13 protein-coding genes are annotated in these 13,197 nt (G+C 72.8%); 7 read left to right on the top strand and 6 right to left on the bottom strand.

Annotated features, from left to right (window positions below):
- Positions 1-64 precede the first annotated feature (64 nt).
- From AB0H64_RS35215 to AB0H64_RS35200, 4 genes are read left to right on the top strand one after another with little or no spacing between them, the layout of a single operon-like run.
- Positions 65-619 carry a hypothetical protein gene (locus AB0H64_RS35215; protein WP_357633383.1) on the top strand — a complete coding sequence of 185 codons (555 nt, stop codon included), beginning with the start codon at positions 65-67 and terminating at the stop codon, positions 617-619.
- Entirely contained in the window at positions 616-2,532 is a 1,917-nt protein-coding gene (locus AB0H64_RS35210; RefSeq protein WP_357633380.1) for an ABC transporter ATP-binding protein, read from the top strand. Before AB0H64_RS35215 ends, AB0H64_RS35210 begins: the two co-directional genes overlap by 4 nt.
- Positions 2,529-3,017, top strand: coding sequence for a S26 family signal peptidase (locus tag AB0H64_RS35205; RefSeq protein ID WP_357633378.1), 489 nt, complete (start codon positions 2,529-2,531; stop codon positions 3,015-3,017). Before AB0H64_RS35210 ends, AB0H64_RS35205 begins: the two co-directional genes overlap by 4 nt.
- A gap of 43 nt (positions 3,018-3,060) precedes the next feature.
- A complete protein-coding gene (locus AB0H64_RS35200) occupies positions 3,061-3,297 on the top strand; it encodes a DUF2945 domain-containing protein (RefSeq protein ID WP_357633376.1) in 237 nt (78 codons plus the stop codon).
- 142 nt (positions 3,298-3,439) lie between these two features.
- Here the strand turns inward: AB0H64_RS35200 and AB0H64_RS35195 are convergent, their stop codons facing one another.
- Positions 3,440-3,895, bottom strand: coding sequence for a carboxymuconolactone decarboxylase family protein (locus AB0H64_RS35195; protein WP_357633373.1), 456 nt, complete (start codon positions 3,893-3,895; stop codon positions 3,440-3,442).
- Positions 3,896-4,064: 169 nt separating this feature from the next.
- Positions 4,065-4,538 (bottom strand): Rrf2 family transcriptional regulator, encoded by a 474-nt coding sequence (locus AB0H64_RS35190; RefSeq protein WP_357633370.1) that lies wholly within the window; start codon positions 4,536-4,538, stop codon positions 4,065-4,067.
- Between the two features lie 127 nt (positions 4,539-4,665).
- On the opposite strand from AB0H64_RS35190, the gene AB0H64_RS35185 reads away from it, so the two are divergent.
- Positions 4,666-5,247, top strand: a complete 582-nt coding sequence (locus AB0H64_RS35185) for an HAD-IA family hydrolase (protein ID WP_357633367.1) — start codon at positions 4,666-4,668, stop codon at positions 5,245-5,247.
- A 74-nt stretch (positions 5,248-5,321) separates the two neighbouring features.
- Here AB0H64_RS35185 and AB0H64_RS35180 read toward each other — a convergent pair whose 3' ends face one another.
- From AB0H64_RS35180 to AB0H64_RS35170, 3 genes are all read right to left on the bottom strand, one after another.
- On the bottom strand, positions 5,322-6,053 hold the full coding sequence (locus AB0H64_RS35180) for a hypothetical protein (protein WP_357633364.1): 732 nt from the start codon (positions 6,051-6,053) through the stop codon (positions 5,322-5,324).
- Positions 6,054-6,123: 70 nt separating this feature from the next.
- A complete protein-coding gene (locus AB0H64_RS35175; RefSeq protein ID WP_357633361.1) occupies positions 6,124-7,374 on the bottom strand; it encodes an MFS transporter in 1,251 nt (416 codons plus the stop codon).
- 269 nt (positions 7,375-7,643) lie between these two features.
- Positions 7,644-8,012, bottom strand: a complete 369-nt coding sequence (locus tag AB0H64_RS35170) for a hypothetical protein (protein WP_357633358.1) — start codon at positions 8,010-8,012, stop codon at positions 7,644-7,646.
- Positions 8,013-8,214: 202 nt separating this feature from the next.
- Here AB0H64_RS35170 and AB0H64_RS35165 point away from each other — a divergent pair, with 202 nt between their 5' ends.
- Positions 8,215-8,733 (top strand): hypothetical protein, encoded by a 519-nt coding sequence (locus AB0H64_RS35165; protein WP_357633355.1) that lies wholly within the window; start codon positions 8,215-8,217, stop codon positions 8,731-8,733.
- Entirely contained in the window at positions 8,730-11,012 is a 2,283-nt protein-coding gene (locus AB0H64_RS35160; protein WP_357633352.1) for a bifunctional polysaccharide deacetylase/glycosyltransferase family 2 protein, read from the top strand. Before AB0H64_RS35165 ends, AB0H64_RS35160 begins: the two co-directional genes overlap by 4 nt.
- A gap of 44 nt (positions 11,013-11,056) precedes the next feature.
- Here AB0H64_RS35160 and AB0H64_RS35155 read toward each other — a convergent pair whose 3' ends face one another.
- Complete coding sequence (locus AB0H64_RS35155; protein ID WP_357633349.1) at positions 11,057-13,183, bottom strand: alpha/beta hydrolase-fold protein; 2,127 nt, start codon at positions 13,181-13,183, stop codon at positions 11,057-11,059.
- Between the last annotated feature and the right edge of the window lie 14 nt (positions 13,184-13,197).

The raw sequence follows: 13,197 nt of genomic DNA, 5'->3' as shown, positions 1-13,197 counted from the left end.
GGTGCCCGGCCGCGGACGGCCGCGGCCGGGCACACTCATGCCCTTTTCCACACGGAGGTGTCTTGTGCCCTACCTGGTCGCCATCATGGTCCTCGTCGGCGTCCTGTGCCTGGTGGACCTGCTGCTGACCCTCGGCGTGGTCCGGCGGCTCCGGGAGCACACGAAGCTGATCGACGCGCTGTACGAGGTCGTCGGCGCGGGCGGCCCGCCCGGAGCCGGCGCGAGCCTGCCCATCGGTGAGGCCGTCGGCGACTTCGACGCGACGACCGTGGACGACGTCCGCGTGACGCGGGACGGCCTGCCCGAGGGGACGGTCGTCGCGTTCCTGTCCCCGGACTGCCGGGGCTGCCACGAGCAGCTTCCGGAGCTGACCTCCTGGGCGGCGCGCCATGACCGGTCACGGGTGCTCGCGGTCGTCGACGGCCGCTCGGGCGACCCCGCAGAGCTGGTCACGACGCTGTCACCCGTGGCGCAGGTGATCGTGGAGCGGACGTCGCCGCAGGTCGCCGAGGCGTTCAAGGTGCAGGCCTTCCCGACCTTCTTCCAGGTGGCCGCGGGCGGCAAGCTCCTCGCCACGGCGCCTCGGGTCACTCGGCTGCCGGCCGGGGCGCCGGCGTGACCAGCCGCCGGCCGGGCGCCGTACCGACGCCCGCCGGCCTGGCGGGCTGCGCGGCACGCGCGGCCCGGACGGTGTGGCGCTCGGCCCCGGCCCACCTCCTCGGATACCTGGCGGTCACTCTCGTGGGCGCCGCCACCCCGATCGCCCTGGCGTGGCTGACGAAGTCCGTGCTGGACGGACTGGCGCACGGGCGGACCACCGCGCTGCTCGGCCTGGCGGTGGCGATGGCCGTCGTGACGACGGCCGCCGCGGCGGCGGCGCACGCCGCGCAGTACCTGCGTGCCGAGGTGGACCGGCGGGCGGCGCTGCGGGCCAAGGACGAGCTGTTCGAGGCGGTGACCGGCTTCGCGGGACTGGCCGGCTTCGAGAGCCCCGCGTTCCTCGACCGGCTGCGCCTGGCCCAGCAGAGCGCCACCAACCCGGGCAGGCTGGTGGACACCGCGCTGTCCGCCGCGCGGAGCACGGTGACCGTCGCCGGGTTCGTCGGCTCCCTGTTGCTGATCAGTCCCTCGTTCACCGTGCTCGTCGTGCTGTCGGCCGTGCCGGCGCTGCTCATCGAGCTGCGCATGTCGCGGCAGCGGGTCGCCATGCTGTGGCGGATCGGGCCGGCCGAGCGCCGGGAGCTGTTCTACGCGCGCCTCATGTCCACGGCGGAGGCCGCCAAGGAGATCCGCCTGTTCGACCTCGGCGCCTTCCTGCGCCTTCGCATGCTGACCGAGCTGCGGACGGCCGACGCCGCGCGCCGCCGGATGGATCGGCGTGAGTTCGCCGTGCAGGCGAGCCTGTCGGGCGCCTCGGCGGGCGTGATCGGCGTGGGACTGGTGTGGGCGATCCTCGCGGCCGGCCGGGGCGAGCTCAGCGTGGGCGACGTGTCGATGTTCGTGGCGGCCGCCGCCGGGGTCCAGTCGGCGCTGAACGTCATGGTGTCGGCCGGGGTGATGGCCTACGAGCAGCTGCTGACGTTCCACCATCACGTCGCGATCGTGACCGCCGGACCCGACCTGCCCGCGCCGCGCTCCCCCAGGTCGCTGCCGCCTCTGCGCCGGGGCATCGAGCTGCGCGACGTCTGGTTCCGGTACAGCGACGATCATCCGTGGATCCTGCGCGGCGTCGACCTGTTCATCCCGCACGGCTGCACGGTCGCGCTCGCCGGCCGCAACGGCGCCGGCAAGAGCACGCTGGTGAAGCTGCTGTGCCGGTTCTACGACCCGACGCGCGGAGCGATCCTGTGGGACGGCGTGGACATCCGCGACGTGCCGCCGGAGACGCTGCGCGCCCGGATCGGCGTGGTGTTCCAGGACTTCGTGGCGTACGAGCTGACCGCGTCCGACAACATCGCGGTGGGCGACCTGCGCGCGGCCCGGGACCGGACGCGGACCGAGCGGGCGGCGCGGGACGCCGGCGTCCACGACGCGGTCGCGGCTCTGCCGCGCGGTTACGACACGCTCCTGAGCCGCGAGTTCGCCCAGGACGTCGCCGACGATCAGGAGAACGGGGAGACGGACGGCGTGCTGCTCTCCGGCGGGCAGTGGCAGCGGCTGGCGCTCGCGCGGGCGTTCCTGCGCAGCGACCGGGACCTGATGATCCTCGACGAGCCCAGCGCGGGCCTGGACCCCGAGGCCGAGTACGAGATCCACAGCCGGCTCGCGACGCTCAGGTCCGGCCGCACCAGCGTGGTGATCTCCCACCGCCTCGGCGCGGTCCGTGACGCCGACCGGATCGTGGTGCTGGCCGACGGCGTCGTCACCGAGGAGGGCACGCACGCCACGCTGCTGGCGGACGGCGGCACGTACGCCCGGCTGTTCACCCGCCAGGCCAGCGGCTACCGGGACGACGCCCGCCCGGAGGAGGTCACCCGCCCAGCGGACGTCCGACCGGCAGAGGACGCCCGACCGGCGGAGGCCGCTCGATGACCGGCGTGCTGGTGGGTGTGCTCGCCGGTGCCGTCGTGCTCGCCGTCGTCTGGCTGCGCAGGCGGTACGTGGTGGTGACCGTTCAGGGGGAGAGCATGCTGCCGACGTACCGGCCGGGTGAGCGCCTGGTGGTCCGGCGGACGTCGCCCCGCTCCCTGCGCCGGGGGCAGGTCGTGGTCCTCACCGGCCTGGGTCACCGTCCGGCGCGCACGCGGGCGAACGGGGTGCCCGTGCCACGACCGGCCGGGGACGAGCAGGGCATGGGCCCCCGCTGGATCATCAAGCGAGTATCGGCCGTACCGGGTGACCCGATCCCTCGGGACACGGTGCCCCCGCTGCGAACCGCCCCCGGCACACATGTACCCGCCGGGCATCTGGTTGTGCTGGGCGACAACCCAGACCGTTCACACGACTCCCGCCATTCCGGATATATGACCACGGATCGCCTGCTCGGCGTGGTGCTCCGCAAGGTGGGACAACCCTGACCGCTGGGTGTTCCGGCGGTACTTCCACGGGTATCCGCGGGTCATGACCGGTAAGCGCAAGAAGGACGAACTCTCGGCAGGCGACGAGGTCACCTGGCAGAGCCACGGCTCGTCCACCTCGGGCGAGGTCGAGAAGAAGATCACGCAACGGGCCGAGGAGGCGGGCCGCACCGTGAACGCCTCGCCCGACGACCCGCAGTACCGCGTGCGCAGCGACAAGAGCGGCCGGACCGCCGTGCACAAGCCGTCGGCGTTGCAGAAGAAGGACCGCCATGACTGACGACGAACGGACGGTCACCGCGCGGCGGCCGACCTGGTGGCGCGGCGTCCGCCCGGGGCGGTGCGGACGCCGCCCCGGCGCTACTCCCACATGAACATGGGGACACCACCCGCTCAGGCAGGCCTTCCGGAGCTGACAGAGGTCACCGGTAGGAGCCGGCGATCTGCCGGGTGGCCACGTTGATCCGGTTCCAGGCGTTGACCGAGGCGATGGCCATCACCAGCGCCGCCAGGGCCGGCTCGTCGAAGTGCGCCGCCGCCTCCCGCCAGACCTCCTCCTCCACACCGTCCGGGTTGTCGGCGATGCGGGTGACGGACTCGGCCAGCGCGAGCGCCGCACGCTCGGCGTCGGTGAAGAACGGGGCCTCCCGCCAGGCCGCCACGGCCCACAGCCGCTCCTGGGTGATCCCTTTCTGGTGACCCTGGTGTGCGTGCATGTCGACGCACAGGCCACAGCCGTTGATCTGGCTGACCCGCAGTCTCACCAGCTCCAGCGTCTCCTGCGGTGCGTCGCTGCCGTTCAGGAACGACTCCATCGCCGCCAGCGCCCGGTGGCCGCCGGCGGCGAGCTTGTACACGTCCGGCATACGAGCCTGCATGTTCACTTCTTTCCCCTTCTCGGATATGAAATAACCAGAATGTGCCTACAGAATTGCCGCCTCCCCAACGCTCCCTGCAGGTCGTCCCTCAGAGGTGGAAGAACCACCGTCGGGGCCACGTCCGCCCTCTGGAGGTCGAGGAACCGCCGCCGGGGCCACGGCCGGCCCCTTAGAGGTCGAGGAGCCGTTGCCGGGTCACGGCGGGAGTCCGGGGCGACCGGGCCTCCACCCGCGACTGGAGGTCAGCCAGGGTCTGCCCGGCCAGCTCCTTCCGCCACGCCAGCTCCGCGCCACGCATCACCTGCGAGACGACGCACAACTTGCGATAGTCGACCGACTCACTGCCGCCCGGCCCGCGCCGCAGGATCTCCTGGCACCGGAACGCCTCCTGAGTCCCCTCGATGGCCGTCACCACGTCCAGCACGGTGATCTCCTTCGGTGGACGCGCCAGCCGGAACCCGCCGCGCGGCCCGGAGACGGAGGCGACGATCCCGGCCCGGGCCAGCGCCTGCAACTGCTTGTTCAGGTACGCGGCCGGAAGGTCGTAGAAGGCCGCCAGCTTGGCCGCCGGCACCGCCTCGCCGGGCTCCGCCCAGGCCAGGTTGAGGCAGCTGTGCAGTGCCCATTCCACACCCTCACCCATCTGCATAACCTGGATATTACACATCCAGAATATAATCAGTCCAGTCAGCCATGACGAGGTGGTAGCCCACGTCGAGCCGTCGGCGTCAAGGAGATCCCGATCCCATGTGCACGGCACAATGGCGGCTGTGACCCCCTTTGACGCAGTGCTCTGCGATCTCGACGGTGTGCTTCGCCAGTTCGACCATGCCGTCCAGGCCGACATCGAAGCCCGCTACGGCCTGCCGCTGATGCGGACCGCCTTCGACCCCGCCTTCATCGGCCCGGCCGTTCTGGGCGTGACGACCGAACGGGAGTGGGCGGAGGCGATCGCCGTGGCCCTGGGCGACGACGAGCGGGCCAGGCAGGCGGTCGCCGAGTTCATCGAGGTGCCGTTCTGGGTGGACGACGAGGTGCGGGCGTTGCTGGCGAAGGCGCAGGAGCACGTGCCGGTGGTGCTGGTCACGAACGCCATGGACACCGTGGAGGAGCACCTCGACCGGATGGGGCTGACCTACTTCGCCGACGCGCTGGTCAGCAGCGCGCGCGTCGGGCTGGCCAAGCCTGACCGCCGCATCTACGAGCTCGCGGCGGAGCTGGCCGGGGCCGCGCCCGAGCGGTGCCTGTTCGTCGACGACCGGCTGGAGAACGTGGAGGGGGCCAGGTCACTCGGCATGACCGGAGTGCATTTCCGCACGGCCGCCGATCTCGCGTCGGCGCTTGGCTGGTAACGAGCCCAGCGCCAGGAACACCCGAACGCGCCGGCCCCGGCGAGCCTGTGCGGGGACGCTGGGGCAGGTCGGTCTCACCGGGTGGCCGAGGCGAAGGAGGCGCCAGTGTTGAGGCGGCCGATCAGGGACATGAGGCCCTGCCGGTCCCCGTTGGCCCGCAGCCAGCGGTTCACCTGGCAGGCGGACTGGGCGTACGTGGTGACGTCCTTGCTCGCGGCGGCCAGCCACTCCTCCAGCGTCACGGGCAGCGGCCCAGCCGGAGGCGTCGTGCACCGGTCGCCGGAGGTCGCCGGGGCGAGGTAGCGGGGATCGTCCGAGACCACGACCGCCAAACCCTCGTCGAACCACTGCGGCACGTCCACGCCGGAGGAGAGGCGGGCGTGCAGCTCGACGTGGGACATCTCATGAGAGGCGATCACGGCGTCGAGGCCCCGGGGGGACAGCATCACCGACCGGTTGAGAATCGCGATGCCGCGCTCCTTCTTCCCGCCTATGCGGGAGTAGCAGGCGTCGGTCATGCAGACGAGCAGGCGGGGAGAGCTGAGCGGCGTGCCGTAGAAGGACTCGATCCGGTCGCGGGCGCTCGCCACGGTGCGGCGGATCTGCTCCCGCTGCTCGTCGGAAAGGTCCTTCTCGGCGTACACACCGGGCTCCAGCTCGGTGAGGCCGTAGCAGCCGGGGCAGGTGGTCGCCGCGACGGAGGGATAGGCCAGGGCGACTCCGGCGACGGCGGCCACGAGCAGCACCGCCAGCGCCGCGACGAGCCGTGCCCACAGCCTGCGGGATCTCTTGCGCGGGGCGTGCACGTCCAGGTCCTCCCTGCTTGCCGAGCCGGTCTGCCAGAGACACTTTGGCGGATCGCCGCGGCCCCGCGCGTCAGACCACGGTTTGATATTCGGCCCGGACCCGCCACACCGCCGGGACCAGCAGGGTCGCGACCGTGAAGAGGACGCCGAGCGCCGCGCTGACCGCGAGCACCGTGCCGGCGCCCGCCACGGCCGCCAGGGGACCGGCCAGCCCCATGCCGACCGGGGCGGCCACCAGCGCCCCGAGCATGACGACGGAGCCGGCCCGCGCGACGATCTCCTCGGGCAGGCTCCGCTGGAGGGCGGTGGTCTGCAAGACGTTGTAGACCACCAGTTGCAGACCGGCCAGGCCCGCCGCGGGCACCAGCAGCCAGGTCGCGGCGGGCACGGCGAGCAGGGCGGGGAGCGGCGCCATCAACAGGAAGAACGACAAGGCCGCGACCATGGGCCGCGCGGGCTTCCACCGGGCGGCGACGACGCCTCCGGCGAGCCCTCCGACGGCGTAGGCGATGCCGATCGCCGACCAGGCCGGCGCTCCGCCGAGATGCTCCTCGGCGACGTACGGACCCAGCACCAGGACCGGCGACACCGCGATCAGGTTCGTGAGAGCGACGTGGAGGATCCAGACCCACAGCCATGATCGCCTGCCGACCTCCCCGAGCCCCTCGCCGATGCTCGCCAGCAGGCCGGGGCGCCGCGGCGGCCGCTCCTCGGCGACCGCGCGGGGCAGGCGGCTCAGGAACGCCGCGCTGATCAGGAACATCAGCGCGTCGACGAGGACCGCCCATCCCGGCCCCACGGTCGCCACCAGCGCCCCGGCGGCGCCGAGCGCCACGATTGAGGCGGCGCTGCGCGACATCGAGAGCAGGGAGTTGGCCTCCTGCAGGAGGTTCTTGCCGGCCAGCGACATCACCAGCCCTACGGCGGCCGGGTTGAAGAGCGCGGACCCCATGCCGGCCACGAGTTGCAGACACACCAGCATCCACACGTGAGCCGTCCCGGTGAGCAGCAGCGCCGCGGTGAGCCCGTGCGCCAGGAAGCGGACCATGTCGGCGAGGAGCATGACGTTCCGGCGCTGGAACCGGTCGGCGAGCGCACCTCCCAGCAAGGTCAGCGCGATCACCGGAACACGGGTGCTCAGCACGACGATCCCCAGGTCGGCCGGGGAGCCGGTGAGATCGAGCACGGCGAACGCGATCGCCAGCGGCGTCAGCGCGTCCCCGAAGAAGGAGGCGGTCTGGCCGAGGTGGTAGCGGCGGAAGTCCCGGACCGCCAGGGGCGCGGCCATCGCGCGTAACGTCCTGCGGCCGGGCTCGGTCACGGTGCGCCTCACTTCCACCAGCGCGGTGGGGGCCGGAGGGCCGGGCGGGATCAGGCGCGGTCCGCCGCCGTCGCGGGCATCGATCGGAATGTCCGGCGCATCATGCCAGCCCCCACCGACACTTCACGCTCCCACGAGGGCAGCCACGAGGGCCACCACGGCAGAACACAGTCCCCCGGTGTGCCCTGCGAAGCCAGGCTGACCGACGCGCAGCCGGTGTGCAGACCCTGTGCGGCCGCGCCCGCGTCGCGCATCACCTGGCCAGAGGCTCATATGGAAGGCAGGCGCAGCCGTCGCCGGACGCGCTGGACGCGCTCGGCGTCACGTGTCGCGTCCTTGCCGGGGGCGAGCCGGATTCTCTCTTCGAGCTTGTCCTGGACGACCTCGCCGAGGGGTGCGTCCGGGTACTTCTGCCACGACTTCAAGCGCTTGGACAGCAGCCGGAGTTCGGCGGTCTCGCCGTCTCCCCCCACCGCCAAGTCGAGAACCTGGCTCGCGCGTCGCCGGTTGGCGCGGTGAGGCGCCTTCTTGCGCCGGGGGATGTTCTTGCGTGAACTCTTGTCGTTCTCGCCGTAGCTGTTGCGCCGGTCCTTCGTGTAGCTCAGCTGCTTCTTCTCCTGCGGGCTTCTCCGCCTCAAGTTCGCCCCTCCACGACGCTGCCTCTGTCGTGTCGGAAGGTAGTCATTCCGACTTCCCCCCGTCGAGCCGTTTTGTTCGGCGCCGGGGGCACGCGGCCATGTCCGGCAGGCCGCGGTGACTGCCCACGGTCAGCCGCCTGTCGCTCCTCGTGAAAGCCCAGATTTCCCCACAAGTTATCAATGGCCACTACCATCACTCGGCGTGTCCCCTGAGCAGCGCAATTCCAACACCGCCGTCTTCGTCGACCAGAGCGGCCGTCGCAGGCGGTTGGTCATGGTGGTCGCGGTCATGTCCAGCGTGCTCGCCCTGGCGGTGCTCGCGGTGGTGATCGGGGGCGTGTTCTCCGGCACGACACTGTCGGTGAGCGGATGGCCGGGCGACCATCCCGGAGGCGTCGGCGCCACCTCCTCGCCGCACCGGTCCCCGACGCCCCGTACGCGTCCGTCCAAGCAGCCGACGCCCTCCCCCGCATCGGCCCATCCCACCCCCACCACCTCCACGACCAGGGACAGGACCGCCACGACGTCGCCACGGCCCACGCCGAAGCCGACCACGACGCGGCGGCCCTCGCCCAGCCGGGAGCCGAGTGAGCGGCCGGATCCGTCCGAGCAGCCCACCGATGCGCCGACGACCGCGCCGGCCGAAACCGCCGAGCCGACGACCACCACGCGGATCCCCCCGGGGCGCGACCCGAACCGGACGAAGGGGCCGAAGAAATGACCGGTCAGGACACCCGCGTCTGGCCGCCTCGGCCCGTCCCCGCCTGGCAGGACCCCTCCTCGGGGGAACGGCGTGACCAGCCACCCCCACCTCCCGGCCCTCTCCCGGAGCCGGCCGCCAGGCAGCCCGCCGACCCGCGCGGTCACTGGTTCCTGCTCGCCGTCGGCCTGCTGCTCGTCGCCGCCGCCCTGACGCTCAACGGGTACGTGGTCAACGTCACCGGTGAGACCCACGCCGCGCCGCCCGCCACCGGCCGCCCCTCCGCCGAGCTGTCGAAGGCGCGGCGAGGCGGCCCCGTACTGAACCTCACGAGCGGCACGCCGTCCAACGCCCGCCTGCCCGGCAGGACGATCGCGTTCACCTTCGACGACGGCCCCGACCCCGTCTGGACCCCGCAGGTCCTCGACGTGCTCAGGAGACACGGAGCCAAGGCGACGTTCTTCGCAGTCGGCTCGAAGGTCGCCCAGTACCCCGAGCTGGCCCGACGGATCGTCGCGGAGGGCCACGAACTCGGCAACCACACCTACACGCACGCCGACCTGGCGACCGTCCCCGGCTGGCGGTTCAGGCTGGAGCTGTCGCTGACGCAGAAGGCGCTGGCCGGAGCGACGGGCCTGCACACGACATTGGCTCGCCCGCCGTACTCCTCGACGCCCGCCGCGATCACCGTCCCGCAGTGGGACGGCATGCGGTCGCTGGCCGGCGAAGGGTATCTGGTCGCGCTGACGGATCTCGACACCAGGGACTGGGGCCGGCCCGGCGCCGACCGGATCGCCGCGGCGGCGCTGCCCGCCCGGGGACGCGGGGCGATCGTCATGATGCACGACTCCGGAGGCGACAGGCGGCAGACCGTCGAGGGGCTCGACCGGGTCCTGACCGAGCTGTCCGGCAAGGGGTACCGGGCGGTCACCGTGACCGGCGCTCTCGGCATGCCGTCCGCCCATCGGCAGGCGGGCGACATGGACAGGTTCGTCGGCGCCGTGCTGAACACCTCCCAGCGCGCCGCCGGGGCGTTCACGGATGCGCTGTCCTGGGTGCTGTTCGCCGCCGGGGCGCTCACGCTGGGGCGGCTCACCTTCTTCGCCGTTCTGGCGTGGGTGCACGCCCGCCGTACCAGGGGAGGAAAGCGGCGGAAGGGACGCGCGCCCGCGTGGTCCGCGCCCCCGCCCGTCACCGTGATCGTGCCTGCCTACAACGAGGCTGCCGGCATCCAGGCGACGGTGCGCTCGCTGGTGGAGACCGACTATCCGGGCGAGGTGGAGGTGCTGGTCGTCGATGACGGCTCCAGCGACGACACCGCCCGGCTGGCAGCGGCCTTCGGGTACGGCAACGTCCGGGTGATCCGGCGACCCAACGGCGGCAAGCCCGCCGCGCTCAACACCGGCATCACGCAGGCCAGGCACGAGCTGCTCATCATGGTCGACGGCGACACCGTCTTCGAGCCCGCCACCATCGGACGGCTGATCCGTCAGCTCGCCGACCCGGCGGTCGGGGCGGTCAGCGGCAACACCAAGGTCGGCAACCGGCGCGGCATGATCGGGCGCTGGCAGCACATGGAGTACGTCATCGGGTTCAACCTGGACCGGCGGGCCTTCGAGCTGCTCGACTGCATGGCGACCGTGCCAGGCGCGATCGGTGCGTTCCGCCGGTCGGCCCTGATGGCGCTCGGCGGCGTCAGCACCGACACGCTGGCCGAGGACACCGACCTGACCATGGCGCTGTGCCGGGCCGGGTGGCGCGTGGTCTACGAGGAGAGGGCACTGGCCTGGACGGAGGCGCCCACGTCGCTCGGCCAGCTGTGGAAGCAGCGCTACCGCTGGTGCTACGGCACCCTGCAGGCCATGTGGAAGCATCGGCGCGCGGTGCTGGAGCCCGGGCCGTTCGGCCGCCGCTGCCTCGGATACCTGGCGATGTTCCAGGTGGTGCTGCCGCTGCTGGCTCCCGTCGTGGACCTCATGGCGCTGTACCGCACCGCCCTGGGCGACCCGCTGCCGGTGGTGGCGGTGTGGGCGGGGTTCGTCGTGGCGCAGGCGCTGACCGGCTGGTACGCGCTGCGCCTCGACGGGGAGCGGGCCTCCGCGCTGTGGGTGCTGCCGTTGCAGCAGTTCGTCTACCGGCAGCTGATGTACCTGGTGGTGATCCAGTCCGTCGCGACGGCGGTCCTGGGGGTACGGCTGCGCTGGCACACGATCCGCCGCGAGGGCACCTTCGGCGGTCCGGACGGCCGCCCTCGGAGCGCTCTGCCCGCTCCCGCCCCGACCGCCGCGCGCGCCCGCTGACGGCCCCTACCGCCAGAGGCCGCCCCTGCCAGCGAGCGTCCCCGTCAGCGGGCGGGCAGTCCGGTCGGCGGGTCGATGGTGGTCACGAAGACGTCGCCGTTGCCGGGAGCCGTGCCGTCCGCCGGGGTGCCGTAGGTCAGGCCGGAGACGGCCACCTTGCCCGAGGTGGTGGCGGCGGCGTACAGGTTGGGCTCGGCGAACAGGTCGACGGCGTCGTCCCTGGCCGTGCCGAACTGCGCGGCGCCGCGCTGTTCGCCCTTGCTGTCCAGCCGGACCGTCAGGACGTCGGCGCCGCCCGCCATCACGCCGACCCGGCCCCTGGTGTAGCCGACGACCTCGACCTCGCCGCCCGGCAGCGACGCCACGGCGGCGCCCTCGTCGGCGGCCGGGGTGGCGAGGGCGGCGTTCCAGCGCTGCCGGCCCGCGCTGGTGTAGGCGGCGGCGAGCAGGTCGCCGCCGCTCGTCCCGGTGGCGACGGCCAGGCCCGCCGTGGTGACGGTCACCGCGTTCAGCCGGTCGTCGCCGGATCCTCCGGCGCTGGTGGCCCACCGCCTGGTCCCGTCGGGCGCGTACCCGGCGATCCAGCCGTCGAGGCCGCCGAGGGCGTTCGTCCCGGGCAGGGCGGCGGTGGTGCTGCCGGTGACGTAGAGGTTCGTGGCGTCACCGGCCACGCCGTATGCCTTGTCCTCGCCCACGCCGCCGTACTGGCGGACCCAGGAGAGCGTGCCGTCGGCGGCGAGGCGCGCGACCAGGGCGTCCTTGTCGCCGCTGTTGGGGCCGTCGAGCGACCCCTTGGTGTAGCCCGCCACGTAGGCGCCGCCGTCAGGGGCGGCGGTCAGGCCGTAGAGGCGGTCGGCCGCGCCGGGAGCGCCGAACTGGGTGATCCACTGAACGGTCCCGCCCGCGTCGAGCCGGGCCACGAACGCGTCGTCGGCGGCGTTGCCGGGGTGACGGCCGTCGAGATCGCCCTTGGTGTACCCGGCGGCGAGCACGCCTCCGTCGGGCAGCGCCGCCACGCCGTACAGGCGCTCGTCGGCCGCGGTGCCGAGCTGCCTGGTCCAGGTGCGGGCGCCCGTGCTGGTCAGCACCGCGTCGAGGCGGCCCGCGTACGGCTGGCCGGCCACCGGGCCGCCGGCCGCGAACCCGGTGGTGACCGCTCCGTCGGCGTGGGTCGCGACGCCGCCGGCCCAGTCGGCGGCGGCCGTGCCCAGCAGCGGAGCGGGCAGGCCGACTGGCGGGGTGACGCTCAGGCCCGGGCCGAGCTCGGCCATCGCCTGTTCGAACGCGGGTGACCAGACGGTCCAGTCGTGGCCGCCGTCGAGGACGCGGAGCTGCGCGGAGACCGCCTGCGACCGCCGGGCGGCGTTGTAGAGGGCCGCGGACTCGAAGTCCAGGTCGTGGTGCGCGTCGGCGGGGGCCGGGTTGGCGTACTCGTCGTCGCCGACGGCCACGAAGAGCCGTACGGGCCGGTCGGGGTCGAGCTTCGGCAGCAGTGCCGGATAGTTCAGCTCCTGGTACACGTCGTCGGCGAACTTCTGGGCGCCACTGCCGAACGCCCCGTGGTCGCGGGCGGAGGAGTCGGACGGGGGCAGCGGCGTGTAGACGGCCGGGCTGAGCACGACGGCGGCGCCGAACAGGTCCTGGTGGGCGAGCACGAAGCGCAGCGCGCCGGCCCCGCCCATCGAGTAGCCGCCGATCAGGCGGGCCTCGCGGATCGGCGCCGTGCGGTAGGTCGCGTCCACGTGCGCCACCAGGTCACGCGTCAGCGCCGTCTCCACCGGGCGGCCCGGCAGGTCGGCGCCGGTGTAGCGGGAGTCGACGTACCAGCTTCCGCGCTCGCTCCACGGCGCGTCCGGCATGACGGCGATGACCGGCGGTATCCGCCTGGTGCGGATCATCTGGTCGAGAGTGTCCTTGACGCGGGTCCATGCCTGCATCGTGTCGCCGCGGCCGTGAAGCAGGTACAGCACCGGATGGCGGTCCTTGCCGGTCTCGTACCCGTACGGCAGGTAGAGGTTGAACGCGATGTTCTCGCCCAGCGCCTTCGAGGGTGCCGAGCCGGTGGTCAGGGTCCCGCCCTTCGGCGCCCGCACGACCGCCTCACCCGGCACGGCCAGCGACAGGACCATCGCCAGGGCGGCGAGCAACCCGGCACCACTCCACCTGGGCATGGATATCTCCCGTA

The sequence above is a fragment of the Nonomuraea sp. NPDC050733 genome (assembly GCF_040654215.1).
GTDB lineage: Bacteria > Actinomycetota > Actinomycetes > Streptosporangiales > Streptosporangiaceae > Nonomuraea.
This window is presented reverse-complemented; position numbering and strand designations above follow the sequence as displayed.

Coding starts and splice junctions, on each gene's coding strand:
- AB0H64_RS35200 (WP_357633376.1), top strand. CDS start 3,061: ATGACCGGTAAGCGCAAGAAGGACGAACTCTCGGCAGGCGACGAGGTC.
- AB0H64_RS35205 (WP_357633378.1), top strand. CDS start 2,529: ATGACCGGCGTGCTGGTGGGTGTGCTCGCCGGTGCCGTCGTGCTCGCC.
- AB0H64_RS35160 (WP_357633352.1), top strand. CDS start 8,730: ATGACCGGTCAGGACACCCGCGTCTGGCCGCCTCGGCCCGTCCCCGCC.
- AB0H64_RS35190 (WP_357633370.1), bottom strand. CDS start 4,538: ATGGGTGAGGGTGTGGAATGGGCACTGCACAGCTGCCTCAACCTGGCC.
- AB0H64_RS35155 (WP_357633349.1), bottom strand. CDS start 13,183: ATGCCCAGGTGGAGTGGTGCCGGGTTGCTCGCCGCCCTGGCGATGGTC.
- AB0H64_RS35195 (WP_357633373.1), bottom strand. CDS start 3,895: ATGCAGGCTCGTATGCCGGACGTGTACAAGCTCGCCGCCGGCGGCCAC.